General features: G+C 72.3%; 15 protein-coding genes. 13 read left to right on the top strand and 2 right to left on the bottom strand.

Annotated elements, in window-relative coordinates; all coding sequences use genetic code 11:
* Positions 1-68: 68 nt before the first annotated feature.
* The 3 genes from EIY87_RS43300 to EIY87_RS43290 all read left to right on the top strand — a co-directional run bounded on the left by EIY87_RS43300 (position 69) and on the right by EIY87_RS43290 (position 3,840).
* A complete protein-coding gene (locus EIY87_RS43300; RefSeq protein ID WP_191984486.1) occupies positions 69-632 on the top strand; it encodes a DUF3000 domain-containing protein in 564 nt (187 codons plus the stop codon).
* Between the two features lie 1,169 nt (positions 633-1,801).
* Positions 1,802-2,518: a response regulator gene (locus EIY87_RS43295; RefSeq protein ID WP_033261886.1), complete on the top strand. Its 717-nt coding sequence runs from the start codon at positions 1,802-1,804 to the stop codon at positions 2,516-2,518.
* 98 nt (positions 2,519-2,616) lie between these two features.
* Positions 2,617-3,840, top strand: a complete 1,224-nt coding sequence (locus EIY87_RS43290) for a ribonuclease D (RefSeq protein ID WP_125315933.1) — start codon at positions 2,617-2,619, stop codon at positions 3,838-3,840.
* Positions 3,841-3,853: 13 nt separating this feature from the next.
* Here EIY87_RS43290 and EIY87_RS49095 read toward each other — a convergent pair whose 3' ends face one another.
* Positions 3,854-4,516, bottom strand: a complete 663-nt coding sequence (locus tag EIY87_RS49095; RefSeq protein WP_125315802.1) for a TetR/AcrR family transcriptional regulator — start codon at positions 4,514-4,516, stop codon at positions 3,854-3,856.
* A 164-nt stretch (positions 4,517-4,680) separates the two neighbouring features.
* Here EIY87_RS49095 and EIY87_RS43280 point away from each other — a divergent pair, with 164 nt between their 5' ends.
* From EIY87_RS43280 to EIY87_RS43245, 8 genes are all read left to right on the top strand, one after another.
* Positions 4,681-6,147: an amino acid permease gene (locus EIY87_RS43280; RefSeq protein WP_125315801.1), complete on the top strand. Its 1,467-nt coding sequence runs from the start codon at positions 4,681-4,683 to the stop codon at positions 6,145-6,147.
* 10 nt (positions 6,148-6,157) lie between these two features.
* Complete coding sequence (locus EIY87_RS43275) at positions 6,158-6,991, top strand: urea amidolyase associated protein UAAP1 (protein WP_125315800.1); 834 nt, start codon at positions 6,158-6,160, stop codon at positions 6,989-6,991.
* Complete coding sequence (locus tag EIY87_RS43270; RefSeq protein ID WP_125315799.1) at positions 6,988-7,623, top strand: urea amidolyase associated protein UAAP2; 636 nt, start codon at positions 6,988-6,990, stop codon at positions 7,621-7,623. Before EIY87_RS43275 ends, EIY87_RS43270 begins: the two co-directional genes overlap by 4 nt.
* A complete protein-coding gene (gene uca, locus EIY87_RS43265) occupies positions 7,620-11,147 on the top strand; it encodes an urea carboxylase (protein ID WP_125315798.1) in 3,528 nt (1,175 codons plus the stop codon). Before EIY87_RS43270 ends, uca begins: the two co-directional genes overlap by 4 nt.
* Positions 11,144-12,736 (top strand): allophanate hydrolase, encoded by a 1,593-nt coding sequence (locus tag EIY87_RS43260; protein WP_125315797.1) that lies wholly within the window; start codon positions 11,144-11,146, stop codon positions 12,734-12,736. Before uca ends, EIY87_RS43260 begins: the two co-directional genes overlap by 4 nt.
* 84 nt (positions 12,737-12,820) lie before the next feature.
* Positions 12,821-13,450 (top strand): DUF998 domain-containing protein, encoded by a 630-nt coding sequence (locus tag EIY87_RS43255; protein ID WP_125315796.1) that lies wholly within the window; start codon positions 12,821-12,823, stop codon positions 13,448-13,450.
* 127 nt (positions 13,451-13,577) lie between these two features.
* Positions 13,578-14,768, top strand: a complete 1,191-nt coding sequence (locus EIY87_RS43250; RefSeq protein ID WP_125315931.1) for a thiolase family protein — start codon at positions 13,578-13,580, stop codon at positions 14,766-14,768.
* Positions 14,768-16,879, top strand: a complete 2,112-nt coding sequence (locus tag EIY87_RS43245) for a 3-hydroxyacyl-CoA dehydrogenase NAD-binding domain-containing protein (protein WP_125315795.1) — start codon at positions 14,768-14,770, stop codon at positions 16,877-16,879. The genes EIY87_RS43250 and EIY87_RS43245 overlap by 1 nt, the downstream gene beginning before the upstream one ends.
* Here the strand turns inward: EIY87_RS43245 and EIY87_RS43240 are convergent.
* Positions 16,876-17,316, bottom strand: coding sequence for a hypothetical protein (locus tag EIY87_RS43240; protein WP_125315794.1), 441 nt, complete (start codon positions 17,314-17,316; stop codon positions 16,876-16,878). The two genes, EIY87_RS43245 and EIY87_RS43240, sit on opposite strands and share 4 nt — an antisense overlap.
* A gap of 57 nt (positions 17,317-17,373) precedes the next feature.
* Between EIY87_RS43240 and EIY87_RS43235 the strand changes: the two genes are divergently transcribed.
* Together EIY87_RS43235 and EIY87_RS43230 are read left to right on the top strand one after the other, a co-directional pair.
* On the top strand, positions 17,374-18,900 hold the full coding sequence (locus EIY87_RS43235) for a PHP domain-containing protein (protein WP_125315793.1): 1,527 nt from the start codon (positions 17,374-17,376) through the stop codon (positions 18,898-18,900).
* Complete coding sequence (locus tag EIY87_RS43230; protein WP_125315792.1) at positions 18,894-19,961, top strand: alpha/beta hydrolase; 1,068 nt, start codon at positions 18,894-18,896, stop codon at positions 19,959-19,961. The genes EIY87_RS43235 and EIY87_RS43230 overlap by 7 nt, the downstream gene beginning before the upstream one ends.
* Positions 19,962-20,239: the final 278 nt, after the last annotated feature.

Raw genomic sequence — 20,239 nt, 5'->3', positions numbered from 1 at the left:
CCTCGGGACGGCCCTTCTATCGGCGCGCCTGCGCCCGCAACGGGGCGTGCCCGCCCTAAAGTCGAAGCGTGACCGCGATGACGCCAGTGCCCGAGCTCTTCCGCGAAGCAGTCGCGGCGCTGCAGTCCGTCCGGCCCCGCCGGGAGGTGCTGCTGGAGCCCATGCGGGCCCCGCAGCGGCTCGCGCCGTGGTCGTACGCGGTCAGCTGCGAAGTGGCGGGCCCGGCCGACGTGCTGGCCTCGGGCCGCCTGGTCCTGCTGCACGACCCGGACGGCCAGGACGGCTGGGACGGCGTGCTGCGGCTGGTCATGTACGTGCGCGCGGAGCTGGACCGCGAGCTGGCGACCGACCCGTTCCTGCCGGCGGTCGGCTGGTCGTGGCTGACGGACGCGCTGGAGGTCTCCGGCGCGAGCTGGACGGCACTGGGCGGCACGGTCACCGAGACGTCCTCGGCCCGCTTCGGCGACATTTCGGGCCCGGCGCGGACCGACGACCTGGAGCTGCGGGCGTCGTGGACCCCGACGGACGCCGGGCTGCTGCCGCACGGGCAGGCGTTCTGCCAGGTGATGGCGAGCGTGGTGGGCCTGCCGCCGGTCGGCGTGACCCTGTTCGGGCAGCGGCAGAGCTCCTGACCCACGGCCCCTTCCGGACGCCATGAACGACTCTTTCATGACGTCCGGCGAGATGAACGACCCTTTCATGACATCGCCGCCCCGCTCCCGACCCGCAGCGACCGGGCTCCCGCTCCCGCCCCGGCAAGCGTCCTGAACGACTCATTCAGGTCTTCGGAGGTCCTGAATGACTCATTCAAGACACCGCAGCCCCGCCCGGCACGACATCGCCGACCCGCCCCTGACCCGCGGCGACCGGGCTCCCGCTCCTGCCCTGGCAAGCGTCTTGAATGACTCATTCAGGTCTTCGGAGGTCCTGAATGACTCATTCAAGACACCGCAGCACCGCCCGACACGACATCGCCGACCCGCCCCTGACCCGCGCCCCCTCCGGACGCCATGAACGACCCTTTCATGACGTCCAGCGAGATGAACGACCCTTTCATGACATCGCCGACCCGCTCCTGCCCCGCGGCGATCGGGCGATCGCGCGCAACGAAACGGCAACGGCACCCCGCCCGAAGTCCTCCCGAGGCAGCCCGCTTGTACCGATGTGAGCAAAATTCACGTCCACTGAACGCCGTTCACGCCTTCGCGGCCCCGGAAGCACCCCTCCGCGCCCGAAACCGAGCCGGACGATCACAGACCCCCATACGCCCATCCGGCCGCTCTGAGGCCGTTTCACGTCTCCTCGTTAGTGACTCACCGCGGTCACGCACCGCAACAAGATCAACACGGCGTTCCAGGCCGTCCCGGACCCCGTGATCGACACGGACAGTCACGCGCCACGGCCTCGGCAGACCCTGCCGAAGCCGCTCCGGCAACTTGATCATGCCCCGGCCGGGGCCACATTCCGGGACCGGCCCGCGGCCATCCGGACCCCCGTCACTAGGCGCACCGGCAGCTGCACGACCCATCTGCACGGCCATTTGGCCGTCGGCAACTTCTTTGCATCGTGTTCGCTGGGCTATCCGTTAACAACCGGCCGTGTACTAGCCCGATCGTGTTACTACGAACCCACTGAGTGACTGTTCGTTTGAGATAGATACCCATTCGATCCCCCCGCAACGGCCTCCGGGCGGCTACAGTGCCTTCGACGACACCACTTTCGGTCTAAAGCTGGCGCGGCTGAACGGCCGAAGGTCCCGGTGCCGGTCGGGGGGCACGACCGACTCCAGGGAGGTAGTGACGTGGCTACCGTCGGCATTTCTCAGGCCGTCCGATCCACGCCAGCCGGCGCGTTGCCGGCAAGCATGGTTCCGCACCCGCGGGAAGAGCTCTTTTCGGTATTGGTGGTCGACGACCACCCGCTGTTGAGGGAGGCAATCGCAGCAAGACTCGCACAGATGGGTGCGGGGACCGTCCACGAAGCCGCCACGGTGGCCGAGGCGAGGGCGCGAGCACAGGCCACCGGGCCTTGTGACCTGGCGATCCTCGATCTCGGACTGCCGGACGGCAGCGGCATCGAGCTGGTTACGGAACTCCGTAGCCACGGCTGGCCGCGCGTCGTGGTACTCGCATCCTCGGACGACCCGTACGCGGTCCGCTCGGCCTTCCAGGCCGGGGCCCAGGCGTACCTGCTGAAGTCCGCGTCGCCGGTCGTCGTGACCGATGGCGTGCGGCGCGTGCTCGAGGGCGGCGTGTACGCCGACCCGAGCGTGGCTCCGGTGCTGGCCACCGGGACCCGCGTCGCGGGCACCGACAACACCCCGCGCGAGCTGTCCGCTCGTGAGGTGGAGGTGCTCCAGCTGGTCGCCGACGGGCAGTCCAACAAGGAGATCGGCGAGGAGCTTTCGCTCTCCGCCCTCACCGTCAAGTCCCACCTGTCCCGGATCGGGCGCAAGCTCGGCACGGGCGACCGGGCCCAGATGGTGGCGCTGGCCATGCGAGCCGGCGTGATCCGCTGACGCAAGCGAACAGCCCTGCGGGGCGGGCAGACCAGGCGCGGTATGCCCGTCCCGTAGGGTCGTCAACCATGGGAAGCGCAGAGGCCGAGGACACCGGGATGGAGATCGAGTCCACGGGCGGCCCTGTGCTGCTACGCGAACCCGCCGAGGGCACGCCCCCGGTGATCACCGAACCGTCCGCGCTGGCCGAGGCCTGCGCGCGACTCGCCGCGGGCACCGGCGCGGTGGCCGTCGACACCGAACGCGCGTCCGGCTACCGGTACTGGCCCAAGGCCTACCTCGTGCAGCTGCGCCGCGAGGGTTCCGGCACGGTGCTGATCGACCCGATCGCACTGGCCGACGACCTCCAGCCGCTGCGCGACGTCCTCAACGACCTGGAGTGGGTGCTGCACGCGGCCTCCCAGGACCTCCCCTGCCTCGCCGAGCTGGACCTGCACCCGGCGGCGCTGTTCGACACCGAGCTGGCCGGCCGGCTGGCGGGCTACGAACGCGTCGCGCTGGGCACGCTCGTGGAGCTGCTGCTCGGCTACACCCTCGAGAAGGGGCACAGCGCGGCGGACTGGTCGAAGCGGCCGCTGCCGGTCGACTGGCTCAACTACGCGGCCCTCGACGTCGAGCTGCTCATCCAGCTGCGCGAAAAGCTGGAGGCGGAGCTGGGCGCCCAGGGCAAGCTGGAGTGGGCGCGGCAGGAGTTCGAAGCCGTCCGGACGGCCCCGCCGTCACCCCCGCGGGCCGAGCCGTGGCGCCGGACGTCCGGCGTGCACAAGATCCGCAACCCGCGTGGCCTGGCGGCGGTCCGCGAGCTGTGGCAGGCCCGCGACGAGCTGGCCCGCAAACGCGACCGCGCGCCGAGCCGCATCCTGCCGGACAGCGCGATCATCAACGCGGTGACGGCCGACCCGAAGACGGTCGAGGACCTCCAGGCCCTCCCGGTCTTCAGCGGCCGCGTCCAGCGCAAGTACACGGCGAGCTGGCTCCGCCACCTCCAGGCGGCCCGCGCCCTCCCGGCGTCGGAACTGCCGTCGCCGTCGCAACCGACCGACGGCCCGCCCCCGGTGAACCGCTGGGCGGACAAGGACCCGGACGCGGCAGCCCGCCTGTCCGCCGCGCGCGCGGCGCTGACGGCGATCGCGGAGGACCGCCGGCTCCCGGTGGAGAACCTGCTGCTGCCGGACCTGGTCCGGCGGACGTGCTGGCGCCCGCCGGCTGAGACCGACGAGGACTCGGTGGCTTCGGTGCTGCGAGCGGGCGGGGCGAGGCCGTGGCAGGTGGAGCTGACGGCGACGGCGCTGAGCAAGGCCCTCCAGACAACGGCTTCCTGACGCCGGGTTCTCGTCAGCCGGTGAGTGTCGCCAGCAGGGTGTGGGCCTCGGCTCGCAGCTCCTCCGACGGCTCCACCCCCACCAGCCGCACCACCCCGTCCGCCCCTTCACGGACATGGGCCTCGACATCCAGTTCCGGGTCGTCCCGCCGCACCACGGCGATGCTCTCCACCAGACCGAACACCAGGTCCGTCCGGATCGCCACCGCCTCCGGGGCCACCCCCGCGGCCGCCACCAGGCGACCGTAAGACGCCTTCAGATCCGCCCGTTCCGCCCGGAACCGGGCCAGGTTCGCCGACCCCACCTCCGGCAGCAGGTACAACGCGCCCAGGTTGTGCCGGGCGCCGCCGAGCAGCCCGATGTCCGCGTACGCCAACGCCCACAGCCGGACCGCCGCCGGGCCGGAAGCACCCACCAGGCGGGCCGCCAGGTCCAGGGACGGCCGGACCGTCTCCGCCAGCAGCGCCGCGAGGATGTCTTCCTTCGCCGGGAAGTGGTAGTAGAGCGACGCCTGCCGCAAACCAGCGCGCTCGGCGATCGCGCGGGTTGTCGTCGCCGCGTAGCCGGCTCCGGTGAACAGCTCCCCTGCCGCGTCGAGCACCGCCTGGCGCGCGTCCGGGCGGCTCGCCGCCGCTCCGCTCGCCCTCGGCCTGCCGACTCCCGCGCCTTTGACCACGGGGTGATCTTGCCAGGTCCGGCGCCCCGGCACCCGCGGTTACCCCCACATGTCGCTGTTGACGCCCGGAAGCCCCCGCCGTTAACGCACCCCTAACGCGACGGAGACCGGGACGTCCAGCCGCGGGCCTAATTTCTGTCGCACGATCGAAACAAGGAGACCGCATGCCACCCGACGATCTCGCCGCCTTCGGTTACCGCCAGGAGCTCCGCCGGTCGCTGGGCGGGTTCTCCGCCTTCGCCGCCGGCTTCTCGTTCGTCTCCATCCTCACCACCGTCTTCCAGCTCTTCGGCTTCGGCTACACCTTCGGCGGCCCGCTCTTCTTCTGGACCTGGCCGGTCGTCCTCGGCGGCCAGCTGCTCGTCGCGCTCACCTTCGCCGAGCTCGCCGCGCGCTTCCCGCTCGCCGGATCCGTCTACCAATGGGCGAAACAGCTCTCGAAGGGGTTCCTCGGCTGGCTCGCCGGCTGGATGATGCTGATCGGCTGCATCGTCGCGCTCGCCGCCGCGGCGATCGCGCTGCAGGTCGTGCTGCCCTCGGTGTGGGACGGCTTCCAGCTCGTCGGCGGCGACCCCTCGGTGACGTCGCCGTCGGGCGCGGCCAACGCCGTCCTCCTCGGCACGCTCTTGCTCGTCTTCACCACGCTCGTCAACGCCGGCGGCGTCCGGCTGATGGCGAGGATCAACGACGTCGGTGTCGCGGCCGAGCTGCTCGGCGTCGTCGTCCTGATCTCCGGGCTCGGCCTGTTCGCCGTCCGCGGCCCGCAGGTGGTCGCGCACGACGCCCCCGGCACGAGCGCCGGGATCGGCGGCGTCCTCGCTTCGGCGCTCATGGCCGCGTACGTCCTCTACGGCTTCGACACCGCCGCGTCGGTCGCCGAGGAGACGAAGGACGCACGAAAGGCCGCGCCGCGGGCCGTGCTGCGGGCGGTGCTCGTGTCCGGGATCGGCGGGCTGGCCGTGGTCGTCACCGCGCTGATGGCCGCGCCGAGCCTCACCGACGGGCAGCTCGCCGGGCACGGCCTGCCGTACGTCATCACCGCCGTCTTCGGCGACACCCTCGGCCGCGTCTTCCTCGCCGACGTCGCCGTCGCGGTCGTGGTCTGCACCCTCACCATCCAGACCGGCACCGTCCGGCTGATCTTCGCGATGGCCCGCGACGGCGCGCTCCCCGCTTCCGCCCGACTTTCGTCGGTGAATCCGAAAACCGGGACGCCGGTCGCGCCCGCGCTCGTTTCGGGCGTGCTGGCCATCGCGCTCCTGCTGCTCAACGTCGGCAACCCGACGCTCTTCAGCACCATCACCGGGACGTCGGTGGTGGTCGTCTACCTGGCGTACCTGCTGGTCACCGGCCCCCTGCTGGTCGCAAGGCTGCGCGGCCGCTTCCCCGCGGAACCCGGCCGGTTCTCGCTGGGCCGCTGGGGTGTTCCGCTGAACGGGGCAGCCGTGCTCTACGGGATCGCCATGATCGTCAACATCGCCTGGCCGCGCGCGGAGATCTACGACGTCGCCGGTTCGGGCGCCCCCTGGATGCTGCTGTTCCCGCTAGAGTTCGTCGGCGGCGCACTGGTGATCGGCTGGCTCTGCTGGCTGCGGCTGCGCCCCGCTCCCGCCCTCGAACCCGCGATCTGAGAGGACGTCCATGAGCACCACCGCCACCACCTACGGCGCCCGGGACCACGCCCGGGCCCAGGCCGGCACCGTGGTCGAAACGATGCCGTCGATCCCGGCGAGCACCTGGCCGGCACCCCCGCCCGGGGTGGCGCCCGAGGCGCTGACCTGGGCGGAGACCGTCGCCGGGGGCGGGTACACGCACAAGGTGCTGGCCCGGGGGACGCGGCTGCGCCTGACCGACGTCGAGGGCGACGCCTGCGCGCACGTGCTGCTGTTCAACGCCGACGGGCCCTGGGAGCGGCTGAACGTCGCGGACACGGTGAAGGTGCAGTGGAACGCGTACCTCGGCGAAAAGGTGGCGCTGCTGTCCGATCAGGGCCGCGTGCTCGCCACGATCGTGGCCGACGCCAGCGGCCGCCACGACGCGCTCTGCGGGACGTCCACTGTGGACGGCAACACCGAGCGCTACGGCGACGGCGCCCCGCAGGGTCTCTCCCCCGCCGGCCTGCCACTGTTCACCTTGGCCGCGGCCAAGAACGGGCTCGGGCCGCGCGACCTGCCGCCGAGCCTGTCGTTCTTCCAGGGCGTACGCGTCCAGCCGGACGGCGGGCTGGAGTTCACCGGCTCCGCGGGCGCCGGGAAGTCCGTCGACCTGCGGATCGAGATCCCGTCGATAGTGCTGGTCGCCAACGTGCCGCACCCGGTGGACCCGCGGGCGGACTACACCGTGACGAACCTCGAAGTCCTCGCCTGGCGGGACCAACCGTCCACTCCAGACAGTCCGGAGTGGACGCACTCGCCGGAAGCGCAGCGCGCGTTCGAGAACACCGCCGACTACCTGACCGCACGGGGGATCGCATGAGCACGGCGTACGAGTCCCGGCTGGAGCTGACGTTCGACGTCCCGGCGCGCGCCCCGTTCTCCACGGTGCTGAAGCGCGGCAGCGAGCTGGCCATCATCGACCTGGGCGGCAACCAGGCCGTCGACTTCCTCTGCTACGACGCGAACGACACGGCCAAGCGCTACAGCGCGGCGGCGACGATCGCCGCACAGCGCACCATCTTCCTCACCACGGGCAGCGTCCTGCGCACCCAGGAGGGCGCGCCGCTGCTGACCGTCGTCGCCGACACCTGCGGCCGCCACGACACCATCGGCGGCGCGTGCAGCAAGGAGTCCAACAGCCTGCGCTACGGCCAGCACACCCGGTTCCAGCACGCGTGCGTCGAGAACTTCCTCAGCGAAGGCGCCAAGTGGGGGCTCGGCAAGCGCGACCTCGTCAGCAACGTCAACTGGTACATGAACGTGCCGGTCGAAGAAGACGGCACGCTTGGCATCGTCGACGGCATTTCCGCGCCGGGCCTGGAAGTCCGGCTGCGCGCGGAGACCGACGTGCTCGTCCTCGTGTCGAACTGCCCGCAGATCAACAACCCCTGCAACGGGTTCGACCCGACGCCGGTCCGCATGGTCGTCACGTCCCCCGGAGGCGGCGAGTGAGGCTGCTCGTCGCCAACCGCGGCGAGATCGCGGTCCGGATCCTGCGCACTGCCGGGGAACTGGGGCTCGAAACCGTCGCGGTGTACTCCGACGCCGACCGCCTGGCACCGCACGTGCGGCTGGCCGACCGGGCCGTACGGCTCGGCCCCGCACCCGCCGCGGAGAGCTACCTGCGGGCGGACGCGATCGTCCAGGCCGCGCTCGACACCAGCTGCGACGCGATCCACCCCGGCTACGGCTTCCTGTCGGAGGACGCGGCGTTCGCGCGGGCCTGCGAAGACGCCGGGATCGCGTTCGCCGGTCCGTCGCCCGAGCACCTGGAAGTGTTCGGCAGCAAGCACACCGCGCGCGAGGCGGCGATCGCGGCGGGCGTGCCGCTGCTGGCCGGCACCGGCCTGCTGTCCGATGTGGACGAAGCGCTGGCGCGCGCGGCGGACATCGGCTACCCGGTGATGCTCAAGGCGACCGGCGGCGGGGGCGGCATCGGCATGCGCGCGTGCGCGTCGCCCGATGACCTGCGCGCCGCCTGGGACACCGTGCGCAGCGTCGCGGCCAAGAGCTTCGCCAGCTCCGGCGTCTTCCTGGAACGGCTGGTGACCCGGGCGCGGCACGTCGAGGTCCAGGTGTTCGGCGACGGCCTCGGCGAGGTCATGGCGCTGGGTACCCGGGACTGCTCGCTGCAGCGGCGCAACCAGAAGGTCGTCGAGGAGTGCCCGGCGCCGGACCTGCCCGAGGCCGTCCGGCGGCAGCTCGTCGACTCGGCCGTCGCGCTGTGCTCGTCGGTCCGCTACCGCTCGGCGGGCACGGTCGAGTACGTCTACGACCCCGAACGCGGCGAGGCGGCGTTCCTCGAGGTCAACACCCGGCTGCAGGTCGAGCACCCGGTCACCGAGGCGGTGTACGGCGTCGACCTGGTCGCCTGGATGCTGCGGCTCGCCCAGGGCGACCGCGCGATGTTCCGCGCGACGCCGGTCCCCCGCGGCCACGCCGTCGAAGCCCGCGTGTACGCCGAGGACCCGAACGCCGGGCACCGGCCCAGCTCCGGCCTCGTCACGCGGGCGGAGTTCCCGGCCGGGACCCGGGTGGACACCTGGGTCGGCCCGGGCACCACGGTGACCACGCACTACGACCCGTTGCTGGCCAAGGTGATCTGCACCGGCCCCGACCGCGCGGCCGCGCTGGCGAACCTGCGGGACGCGCTCGCCGGGACCCGCGTCGACGGGGTCCGGACCAACCTCGGGCAGCTGCGCGCGGCGGCGGCCGACGCGTCATTCGGCTCGGCCGCGCACGACACGTCTACTTTGGACGGCATCGCGGACACCGAGCCGCGGATCGACGTCGTGCGCGGCGGCACGATGACGACCGTGCAGGACTGGCCGGGCCGCACCGGGTTCTGGCACGTCGGGGTGCCGCCGAGCGGCCCGATGGACGACCTTTCGCTGCGGCTGGGCAACCTCGCCCTCGGCAACCCCGAGGGCGCGCCCGGCCTGGAGTGCACTGTGGACGGTGTCGCGCTGCGGTTCTCGCACGCAGCGCAGGTGTGCGTCACCGGCGCGCCCACGACTGTCCTCGTCGACGGCGCCGAAGTTCCGTTGTGGACCCCGGTCGAAGTCCCCGCCGGAGCCACTTTGGACGTCCGCGCGTGCACGGCCGGGCTGCGCAGCTACGTGCTCGTCCGGGGCGGCGTGGACGTCCCGGAGTTCCTCGGCAGCGCGGCGACGTTCACCCTCGGCGGGTTCGGCGGGCACGGCGGCCGCGCACTGGCCGCGGGCGACGTCCTGCGGCCCGGCCCGGCACCGGCGGACCCCGTCGTGGGCCCGGTCGCGGACCGGCCGGCCTTCACCGCCCACTGGACGATCGGCGCGCTCGAAGGGCCGCACGCGGCCCCGGAGTTCTTCACGCCCGAAGACGTCGACACCTTCTACGCCACCGACTGGCAGGTGCACTTCAACTCCGCGCGCACCGGCGTCCGCCTGGTCGGGCCGCGGCCGCAGTGGGCGCGCCCGGACGGCGGCGAGGCGGGCCTGCACCCGTCGAACATCCACGACACGCCGTACGCGATCGGCGCCGTCGACTACACCGGCGACCTGCCGATCCTGCTCGGCCCGGACGGGCCCAGCCTGGGCGGGTTCGTCTGCCCGGCGACGGTCGCCACCGGCGAGCGCTGGAAGCTCGGGCAGCTGCGGCCGGGCGACACCGTGCGGTTCGTGCCGATCGGCACCGACCACGCGGCGGCACTGCGGACCCGGCCCGCGTCGGCGGTCGAGCCGAGCCGGCCCGCGCGCGAGGACGGCGGAGTCCTCTCGCGACTGTCCGCTTCGGACGGTGAGCCGCCGGTCACCTACCGCCGCAGCGGCGACGACAACCTGCTCGTCGAGTACGGCGAGATGAAGCTCGACCTGGCGCTGCGGATGCGGGTGCACGCGCTCGCGGAACGGCTCGCGGCCGAAGGCGTGCCGGGCATCGTGGACCTGACCCCGGGCATCCGGTCGCTGCAGGTGCACGTCGATCCCGACGCGCTGCCGGTCGGCAAGGCGCTCGGGCTGGTGCGCGAGCTGGAACGCGACCTGCCGCCGACGCACGATCTCGTGGTGCCCAGCCGCCAGGTCCGGCTCCCGCTGTCCTGGGACGACCCGGCCACGCGCGAGGCGATCGAGCGGTACATGACCGGCGTGCGCGACGACGCGCCGTGGTGCCCGTGGAACATCGAGTTCATCCGGCGGGTCAACGGCTTGTCCACTGTGGACGACGTATACCGCACGGTGTTCGACGCCGAATACCTGGTGCTGGGCCTCGGCGACGTCTACCTCGGCGCGCCGGTCGCGACGCCGCTCGACCCGCGCCACCGGCTCGTCACGACGAAGTACAACCCGGCGCGGACGTGGACGGCGGAGAACTCCGTCGGCATCGGCGGCGCCTACCTCTGCATCTACGGCATGGAAGGCCCGGGCGGCTACCAGTTCGTCGGGCGGACCACGCAGGTGTGGAACAGCTGGCACGGCGGGGAGCGCCCGTGGAACCTGCGGTTCTTCGACCGGATCTCCTGGTACCCCGTGTCCGCCGAAGAACTCCTGGACCTGCGCGCGCGGAGCGCCTCCGGGCAGCTCCCACTCGACACCACCGACGGCACCTTCGCGCTCGCGGACTACGAGAAGTTCTTGGCGGACAACGCCGAAAGCATCGCGGAGTTCCGGGCGACGCAGGCGGCCGCGTTCGAGGCCGAGCGGCAGGCGTGGGCCGCGGCGGGCGAGTTCGACCCGAAACCGGAACCGGTCACCCGGCCCCCGGCCCGGGTCGAGGCACCCCCGGGCGGGCACGTGGTGGAGGCGCCGTTCGCGGCGACCGTCTGGCGGGTCGACGTCACCGCGGGCGAGCGCGTCGAGGACGCGCAGTCGCTGGTGACGCTGGAAGCGATGAAGACCGAGGCGCGCATCCCCGCGCCGGCGAGCGGAGAGGTGGTCGAAGTGCTCGTGTCCCCCGGCGACCAGGTGGCGCCCGGAACGCCGCTGGTGGTGCTCGGATGAGCCCGGTCGAACGCGTGCGGGCGGCGTACCGCCGGATCGAGCAGGTCGACCGCCCGGAGATCTGGATCGACCTGCGGCCCGAAGAAGAGGTGGTGGCCGAGGCCGCGGCGCTGGCCGACCGCGGGCTGCCGCTGTACGGGAAGCTCGTCGCGGTCAAGGGAAACATCGACGTCGCGGGCCTGCCGACGACGGCCGGCTGCCCGGCCTACGCGTACAAGCCGGAGGCCGACGCCCCGGTGGTCGCCCGGCTGCGGGCGGCCGGGGCGCTGGTGCTCGGCACGACCAACCTGGACCAGTTCGCGACCGGGCTGGTCGGGACCCGCAGCCCGTACGGCGCGGTGCGCAACGCCGTGGATCCGGCGTACGTCTCGGGCGGGTCGAGTTCGGGGTCGGCGGTGGCCGTCGCCCTGGGAATCGTCGACCTGGCGCTGGGCACGGACACCGCGGGGTCGGGCCGGGTGCCGGCGGCGTTCAACGGGATCGTCGGGCTCAAGCCGACCCCGGGCCTCCTGCCGACCGAAGGCGTGGTGCCCGCGTGCGCGAGCATCGACTGCGTCTCGCTGTTCGCACGGACGGTCGAGGAAGCGTCGTTCGCATTGACGTGCCTGGCCGAACCCGCGCAGGTCCACACGGGACGGTTCCGGCTCGGCGTCCCCGCCGAGCTGGGGCCCCTGGCGCCGGGGTGGGCCGAGGCGTTCGAGGCCGCCGTCGAGGAGTACGCGGCCGCGGGTGCCGAAGTGACCACTGTGGACATATCGGCTTTCCTGGAGGCGGCGCAACTGCTGTACGGCGGCGCGTTCGTCGCCGAGCGGTACACCGCGGTCGGCGAGTTCCTGGACGCGCACCCCGCCGACGTGGACCCGGTGGTACACGGCATCATCACCGGCGCCAGGGACATCCCGGCCCACCGGCTGTTCGCGGACCAGGCGAAACTGGCGGGCCTGCGAGCCGAAGCACTGGCGACGCTGGCCGGCGTCGACGCGCTGCTGGTCCCGACGACGACCGAGCACCCCACGCTCGCCGAGGTGGCCGCGGACCCGGTCGCGGTCAACGCGCGCCTGGGCCGGTTCACCAACTCCACCAACCTGTTCGGCCTCTCCGCGCTGGCGGTGCCGGCCGGGACCGTGGCCGGGCGCCCGTTCGGCGTGATGCTGCTCGGCGCCCCGCACGACGACCTGAAGCTGGCGGCACTGGCGGGCCTGCGCGGCGAGCGGGTGCCGATCGTCGTCGTCGGCGCCCACCTGCGCGGCCAGCCGCTGAACCACGAGCTGACCTCGCGGGGCGGCCGGTTCGTGGCTGCGGTTTCGACGTCGGCGTCCTACCGGTTGTACGCGCTGGACACGGTGCCGCCGAAGCCGGGTCTGGTGCGGGTGGCGTCGGACGGCGTCGCGATCGCGGCGGAGGTGTGGGAGCTGCCGGTGCGCGGCTTCGGCGAGTTCGTGTCCCGGATTCCCGCCCCGCTGGCGATCGGCAAGGTCGAGCTGGCGGACGGCACCCGGGTACCGGGCTTCCTGTGCGAACCGGCGGCGATCGAAGGCGCGGAGGACATTTCGGCGAAGGGCGGTTGGCTGGTGCACCTCGGCGGGTAACGATCAGCTGCCCGGCGCGGTAACGGCCCTCAAACCCCGTCGCCGGGACGCCGATGTACCCGGTAGCGACTCCCGGAGGCAGCCATGACCACGGCAACCCGATCCCCGCAGAACACCCTCGTCCACTCCTACCTGTTCCTCCGGCGCGCCATCGGGCTCATCGGCCTGGCGCTGCCGTTCGTCCTGATCTTCGGCAAGCAGTGGGCGCAGGGCGGCGACCTCGTCGGGTCGCTCAGCGGCTACTACTACACCGACGTCCGCGACGTCTTCGTCGGCTCGATGTGCGCCGCCGGGGTGTTCCTGCTCGCCTACTACGGCCACGACTTCGTCGACAACGTCGCCAGCACCGTGGCCGGGCTCGGCGCGATCGGCCTCGCCCTCTTCCCCACCACGCCGGACCACGACGTCACGGCCTGGGACCGCACCTCGGGCGTGCTGCACCTGACGTTCGCCGCGGTGTTCTTCCTCTCCCTCGCGTACTTCTGCCTCCGCCTGTTCCCCCACGACGGCGAACAGCCCCCAGGCGTCGGGGTCGTCTACCGCGTCTGCGGCGTGGTGATCCTCGCCGCGCTCGTGCTGATCGCGCTGACCAGCTGGCTGCGGCTCGTGCCGGAATGGCACCCGGCGCTGTGGCTGGAGAGCGCCGCGGTGTGGGCGTTCGGCGTGGCGTGGCTCGTGAAAGGCGGGACGCTGACGCCCAAGAGTGTGCCGTAGCCCACTCGACCGGGCCACACCACTGGTTACCGACGGGTAACAAGGGCTATCGTGCGGGCAAAGACCTCTACTTTCTGGAGCTTCAGTGGCCGCACCAGCAACGCCGCTCGCGCCGAACGCGCGGGGCGTGCGCACCGTCGCCTTCGTCGAGGGGGTACGCACCCCCTTCGGCAAGGCCGGCGACAAGGGCATCTACGCCGGGACCCGGGCGGACGACCTCGTCGTCAACGCCATCCGCGAGCTGCTGCGGCGGCACCCCGAGCTGCCGCCCGAGCGCGTCGACGAGGTGGCCATCGCCGCCACCACGCAGATCGGCGACCAGGGCCTGACCATCGGCCGGACCGCCGCGCTGCTGGCCGGGCTGCCGAAGTCCGTCCCGGGCTTCGCGATCGACCGCATGTGCGCCGGCGCGATGACCGCCGTCACCACCGCCGCGTCCGGCATCGGCTTCGGCGCCTACGACATCGCCATCGCCGGCGGCGTCGAGCACATGGGCCGGCACCCGATGGGTGAGGGTGTCGACCCGAACCCGCGGATCATCGCCGACAAGCTCGTCGACCCGACCGCGCTCGTCATGGGCCAGACCGCCGAGAACCTGCACGACCGGTTCCCCGCGATCACCAAGCAGCGCACCGACGCCTACGCCGCGCGCAGCCAGGAGCGCTACGCCGAGGCCGTCAAGACCGGCAAGATCGGCCCCGAGCTGGTCCCGGTCGCCACCCGCTCGAAGGAGCTGGGCTGGGGCCTGGCCACCGAGGACGAGCCGCCCCGCCCGGGCACCACGCTCGAAACCCTCGCGAACCTCAAGACGCCGTTCCGCCCGCACGGCCGGATCACCGCGGGCAACGCGGCCGGCCTCAACGACGGCGCCACCGCGTCGCTCCTCGCCGACGAGGACACCGCCCGCGAGCTGGGCCTGCCGGTCGCCATGCGGCTGGTCGGCTACGCCTTCGCCGGCGTCGAGCCGGAGGTCATGGGCATCGGCCCGGTGCCGGCCACCGAGAAGCTGTTCAAGCGCACCGGCCTGACCATCGACGACATCGGCCTGTTCGAGATCAACGAGGCCTTCGCCGTGCAGGTGCTGGCCTTCCTCGACCACTTCGGCATCGACGACGAAGACCCGCGCGTCAACCAGTGGGGCGGCGCGATCGCGTGCGGCCACCCGCTGGCCTCGTCCGGCGTCCGGCTCATGACGCAGCTGGCCCGCCAGTTCGCCGAGCGGCCCGACGTCCGGTACGGCATGACGACGATGTGCATCGGCATCGGCATGGGCGGCACCGTGATCTGGGAGAACCCGGCCTTCGAGGGGGCGAAGTAATGACTTTCACCGCTGAAGAAGCGAAGGCCGCCTTCCCGGACGAGGTCGTCACGCACGCCGTGACGCGCCTGGTGAAGGTGCCCGGGCTCGCCAAGCCCGTCGCGCTCATCACGCTCGACAACGGCCACGACCACACCCGGCCGAACACCTTCGGCCCGCAGGGTCTCGTGTCCCTGAACGCGGCCATCGACAAGGCGTTCGAGGCCGAGCCGGCCGCGATCGCCGTCACCGGCAAGCCGTTCATCTTCGCCGTCGGCGCGGACCTCTCGGGCGTCGAGTCCGTGAGCGACCCGAAGCTGGCGCGCGAGATCGCCCAGACCGGGCACGACGTGTTCCGCCGCCTCACCGAGTCGTCGATCCCGACGTTCGGGTTCATCAACGGTGCGGTCATGGGCGGCGGCCTCGAGCTGGCGCTGTCCTGCCACTACCGGACGCTGTCGGAGAACACCGCCGCCATCGCGTTCCCCGAGGTCTTCCTCGGCCTGTTCCCGGGCTGGGGCGGCACGCAGCTGCTGCCGAACCTCATCGGCGCCGACGCGGCCGTCACGGTGATCATCGAGAACGCCTTGGCGCAGAACAAGATGCTCAACGTCAAGCAGGCGGCCGAACTCGGCATCGTCGACGCGGTCTTCGGCTCGGCCGACTACCTCGAGCAGTCGCTGCTGTGGCTGGCGAAGGTCGTCAACGGCGAAATCACCCCGGCCCGGCGCGAGATCGACCGCGGTTCGGCGTGGGACGCCGCGATCGCCCGCGCCAAGTCCATTGTGGACGGCCGGACGCACGGCGCCTCCCCGGGCGCCACCAAGGCCGTCGAGCTGCTCGAACTCGCGAAGGAAAACGACCTCGACCGCGGGTACGCGGCCGAGACCGACGGCCTCGCCGAGCTGCTCATGTCCGACGTCCTGCGCGCCGGGCTGTACTCGTTCAACCTGGTCAACAAGCGCGCCAAGCGCCCGGCCGGCGCGCCCGACAAGTCGTTGGCGCGCAAGGTGAACAAGGTCGGCATCGTCGGCGCCGGCCTGATGGCCAGCCAGCTCGCATTGCTGTTCGTGCGCCGCCTCAAGGTGCCGGTCGTGCTGACCGACGTCGACCAGGAGCGCGTCGACAAGGGCGTCGGCTACGTCCACGCCGAGATCGACAAGCTGCTGGGCAAGAAGCGCGTCTCCCCGGACGGCGCGAACCGGCTCAAGGCGCTCGTCACCGGCTCGCTCGACAAGGCCGCCTTCGCCGACGCCGACTTCGTCATCGAAGCCGTCTTCGAGGAGCTGGGCGTCAAGCAGCAGGTGTTCGCCGAGCTGGAGCAGCACGTCTCCCCCGAGGCGATCCTGGCGACGAACACCTCGTCGCTGTCGATCACCGCGATGGCGTCGAAGCTGCAGCACCCCGAGCGGGTCGTCGGCTTCCACTTCTTCAACCCGGTCGCCGTGCTGCCGCTGCTGGAGATCGTCCGCGGCGAGCAGACCGACGACGCGTCGCTCGCGACGGCGTTCTCGGTCGGCAAGCAGCTGAAGAAGTCCAGCGTGCTGGTGAAGGACGCGAGCGCGTTCGTCGTCAACCGGCTCCTGCTGCGCTTCCTCGGCGAGGTGCTGGTGACCGTCGACGAAGGCACGCCGTTCGACGTCGCCGACCAGGCTCTGGAACCGCTGGGTCTGCCGATGACGCCGCTGACGCTGATGCAGCTCGTCGGCCCGGCCATCGCGCTGCACGTCGGCGAGACGCTGCACGAGGCGTTCCCGGACCGGTTCACCGTGTCCGAGAACCTCGCGAAGTTCGTCAAGGCGGGCAAGAAGGGCGTCTGGGTCTGGGACGACCAGGGCAACCAGTCCGCCGACCCCGAGGTCGTCGAGCTGTGGACGCAGGGTGACTCGCCGTCCACTTCGGAGCAGGTGCGCGACCGGGCGCTGTCCGCCATCGCCGAGGAGATCCGGATCATGCTCGACGAGGGCGTGGTCGCGGAGGCGCAGGACATCGACCTGTGCCTGATCCTCGGCGCGGGCTGGCCGTTCTGGAACGGCGGCATCACGCCGTACCTGGACCGCTCCGGCGTCTCCGAGCGCGTGAACGGCAAGCCGTTCCTCGCCCCGGGCGTGGCTTCGGTTCCGGCTTCCTAGTATTCGCCCTCCCGAGGGCACTTCGGCGGCGGCGCGGTGAGTTTCAGCTGCGCCGCCGTCGCGTCGGAATCGATGACCGTCACGCGCTCCGCGGTCCGCAACCGCGCGTGCAGCTCCTGCGCCCAGGCCTTCAGATCGGTGCCCGGGACCGCGAGCAGCGAGACCGACGGCGAGTCGACGAACAGCCGCCGCGCCTTCGGGTCGTCGTGGAGCACCGGTACGGCCGCCCGCAGCTCGGCGTCGGACGGGAAGACCACGACCACCGCCGCGCACAGCCGGTGGCCGGACAGGGGCGCGGGGTTCGTGTCCACCGGCAGGTCCGGCGGCCGCTTCAGCTCCGCGACGCCGAACGCCAGCCCCACGCCGGCCGCCAAGGCCAGTGCGAAGGCCGGGACGACCACACGGACCAGCGGCTTTTCCGGCACACCGAAGATCACAGCACACGTTGGCCGCCGGGACACCGCGCGTTCACCCCGGCGGCTTAACGTCCCGCCGTGACCACCGACAGACGCCGGTTCCTCAAAGGCGCCGGGCTCGCGGCCGCCGCCGCGGGACTCCCCCTCCCCGACCTCGACGTCGATCTGAGCCGATTGTGCGGCCGCTACCAGTGGCTGGTGGGCGATCACCACACGCACAGCCAGTACTCCTACGACGCGATGTACCGGATCGAGCAGATCGCGGCCGGCGGGCGGGCGCACGGCGCCGACTGGATCGTCTTCACCGACCACGGCCACGCCGAGCACGAGAAGGTGTCGGTCGAGCCCACCGAGGCCGATTTCCTCGCCGCCCGGCGGAAGTACCCGGAACTGCTGCTGTGGCACGGCATGGAGTGGAACGTCCCGGGTGCCGAGCACGCGACCGTGTTCTTCCAGGCCGGCGCCGACCAGGCCGCGAAACTGCGTGAGTTCGAGCGGACCTTCGACTGGCGGCTGACGAACTCCGAGGCGTCGGACCCGGCGAACGAGGCGCTCGCGCTGCGGGCGTTGCGCTGGCTGGCTTCGGAGGAACAGGCGAAGCGGATCCACGCGCCGGTCGTGCTGATCAACCACCCGCTGCGCAACGGCCGCGTCGCCCCGCACGAGCTGCGCGCCTACCGCGACGCCGCCCCGCACATCGTGATCGGCATGGAGGGCGCGCCCGGCGCGCAGGCCGACGGCTTCCCGAAGCCGCTCGGCAACGGCGGCGCGCGCGGCGGCTACGCCAACAGCGCGGGCCCGAACTCGTGGCCGGGCTACCCCGCCGAGGCGTACCGGACGTTCGGCGGCTGGGACTGGTCGACGGCGAAGGTCGGCGGGCTCTGGGACTCGCTGCTCGCCGAGGGCAAGCCGTGGTGGATCACCACGAACTCCGATTCGCACTACAACCGCGGCGACACGCTGGTCCGCCCGCCGGTCGCCGGTGACTGGTACGACACGCACAGCAAGTACCCGGACCCGGTCGACAGCGGCGTCCCGCAGCTGGCCCCGCCGTACGCCGACTTCTTCCCCGGCGAGTTCAGCCGGACGCACGTCGGCGTGACGCGGCGCAGTCTCGAAGGGGTGCTGGAGGGCCTGCGCGCGGGCCGGATCTGGCTGTCGCACGGCGGCCTGGTCCAGGCGCTCGACGTCGGCGCGTACGGCGGCGGCTCGGCGGCGACGCTCGGCGGGCGGCTGCGGGTGCGGCGCGGTTCGGACGTCACGCTGGTGGTTTCGGCGCGGCTGGCTTCGCGACCCAACGGCGGCGGCTCGGTACCGCGGCTGGCCCGGCTGGACGTCGTCGCGGGACCGGTCACCGGCCCGGTGACCGACCCGGACACGATGACGGCGCCGGGCACCCGGGTCGTGGAGTCGTTCGAGCCGCGCTGGGCGCCCGGGCGGCAGGTCGTCTTCCGGCACACCTTCCGGAACGTGCGGGCGCCGTTCTACGCCCGGGTCCGCGGATCGAACGGGGATGCCGAGCCCACTCCGGACGTCGTCGGGCAGGCGAACCCCTTCGAGGACTTGTGGATGTACGCGAACCCGATTTTCGTGGACGTGTGCTGAACGGAAGAGTGCTCCTCGTCCGGGCCGTGATGGCCGGGTTGCGGTGGCTGCTGGGCCTGCCTTCGCCGGTGCTGCGCGTGCTCGCTGGCCGTCCGGTGGTGGTCGACGGGCGGCAACCGGTGCTCACGGCCCAGGTGCTGATGCGGGTTTCGCGGTTCGCGCCGTTCGACGCGCCGCACCGGAACGGCAGCCTCGCGCGGGCCCGGGCCGAGCTGAACCTGGCGGGCGCGCTCGCGGGTGCGGGGATCTGCCCGGGCGTCCGGACGCGCGACTCGTCGTGGCCCGGCCCCGGCGGCCCATTGCCGCTGCGGCACTACGAACCGGCCGGGGTCCCGGCGCCCAGCCCGGCGATCGTGTACTTCCACGGCGGCGGGTTCGTCCTCGGCAGCCTGGACACGCACGAAGGCGCGTGCCGCCTGCTGGCCGAGGAGGCCGGCGTCCGCGTGGTGTCGATCGGCTACCGGCTGGCCCCGGAACACCCGTTCCCCGCGGCGGCCACCGACGCGGTGGCGGCGTTCGCCTTCGTCCACTCGCGGGCGGCGGACTTCGGCATCGACCCGGCCCGGCTCGCGGTGGGCGGCGACAGCAGCGGCGCCAACCTGGCGGCGGTGGTGGCCCACGCGGCCGCCCGCGGCGAGCTGCCCCGCCCGGCGTTCAGCCTCCTGCTGACCCCGGCGACGGACGCGCTCGGCGAGTCGGAATCGCACCGGCAGTTCGGCTCGGGCTTCCGGCTCGACCGGGACGAGTGGGCCTGGTACCGCGCGCAGTACCTGCGTGACCCGGCTTCGTACACCGATCCCCGCGCGTCGGTGGCCTACGACGAGACCCTCGACGGCCTCCCGCCGACGTACGTGGCGACGTGCGGCTTCGACCTCCTGCGAGACGAAGGCGAGGCCTACGCGGCCCGCCTGGCCGCCGCAGGAGTCCCCCTGGTGCACCGGCGGCACGAGGGCCAGCTGCACGGCTTCGCGAACCGCGTCGGCATCGACCCGGACGCCCGCGCGGCCCTGCTCCACGCGGCGGGTGTCCTCCGCGCCGGTCTCGCCCTGGCCGGGTCGTGAGTGTTCAGTCGGGTTAGAACCCTACTGAACACTCACGACCCCACCCGGAGAGTCGGCGGCGGCCGGGAACGCACCCAATGTGGCGTTGGTTGCGTCTGACGCACCGAACGCCACATTGGGTGCATCCGGACCCGGCACACCGGCCCCCCTTGAGTCCCAGCAGCACCACCGGCCACAACACCTCCCCGACGGCCAACTCGCCAACCGGAACGGCCAACTCACCCGCCTTGCCGGCGAGTTGGCCGCTGCGGGCGGTGAGTTGGCCGTTCCAGCACCCG

It is taken from the genome of Amycolatopsis eburnea (assembly GCF_003937945.1).
GTDB lineage: Bacteria > Actinomycetota > Actinomycetes > Mycobacteriales > Pseudonocardiaceae > Amycolatopsis > Amycolatopsis eburnea.
The sequence above is the reverse complement of the archived record's forward strand: the minus strand, read 5'-3'. Positions and strand labels throughout refer to the sequence as shown.

What these genes read in the sequence shown, in the direction of transcription:
- EIY87_RS43270 (WP_125315799.1), top strand. Translation starts at nt 6,988, where the DNA reads ATGAGCACGGCGTACGAGTCCCGGCTGGAGCTGACGTTCGACGTCCCG.
- EIY87_RS43280 (WP_125315801.1), top strand. Translation starts at nt 4,681, where the DNA reads ATGCCACCCGACGATCTCGCCGCCTTCGGTTACCGCCAGGAGCTCCGC.
- EIY87_RS43290 (WP_125315933.1), top strand. Translation starts at nt 2,617, where the DNA reads ATGGAGATCGAGTCCACGGGCGGCCCTGTGCTGCTACGCGAACCCGCC.
- EIY87_RS43260 (WP_125315797.1), top strand. Translation starts at nt 11,144, where the DNA reads ATGAGCCCGGTCGAACGCGTGCGGGCGGCGTACCGCCGGATCGAGCAG.
- EIY87_RS43255 (WP_125315796.1), top strand. Translation starts at nt 12,821, where the DNA reads ATGACCACGGCAACCCGATCCCCGCAGAACACCCTCGTCCACTCCTAC.
- EIY87_RS43275 (WP_125315800.1), top strand. Translation starts at nt 6,158, where the DNA reads ATGAGCACCACCGCCACCACCTACGGCGCCCGGGACCACGCCCGGGCC.
- EIY87_RS43245 (WP_125315795.1), top strand. Translation starts at nt 14,768, where the DNA reads ATGACTTTCACCGCTGAAGAAGCGAAGGCCGCCTTCCCGGACGAGGTC.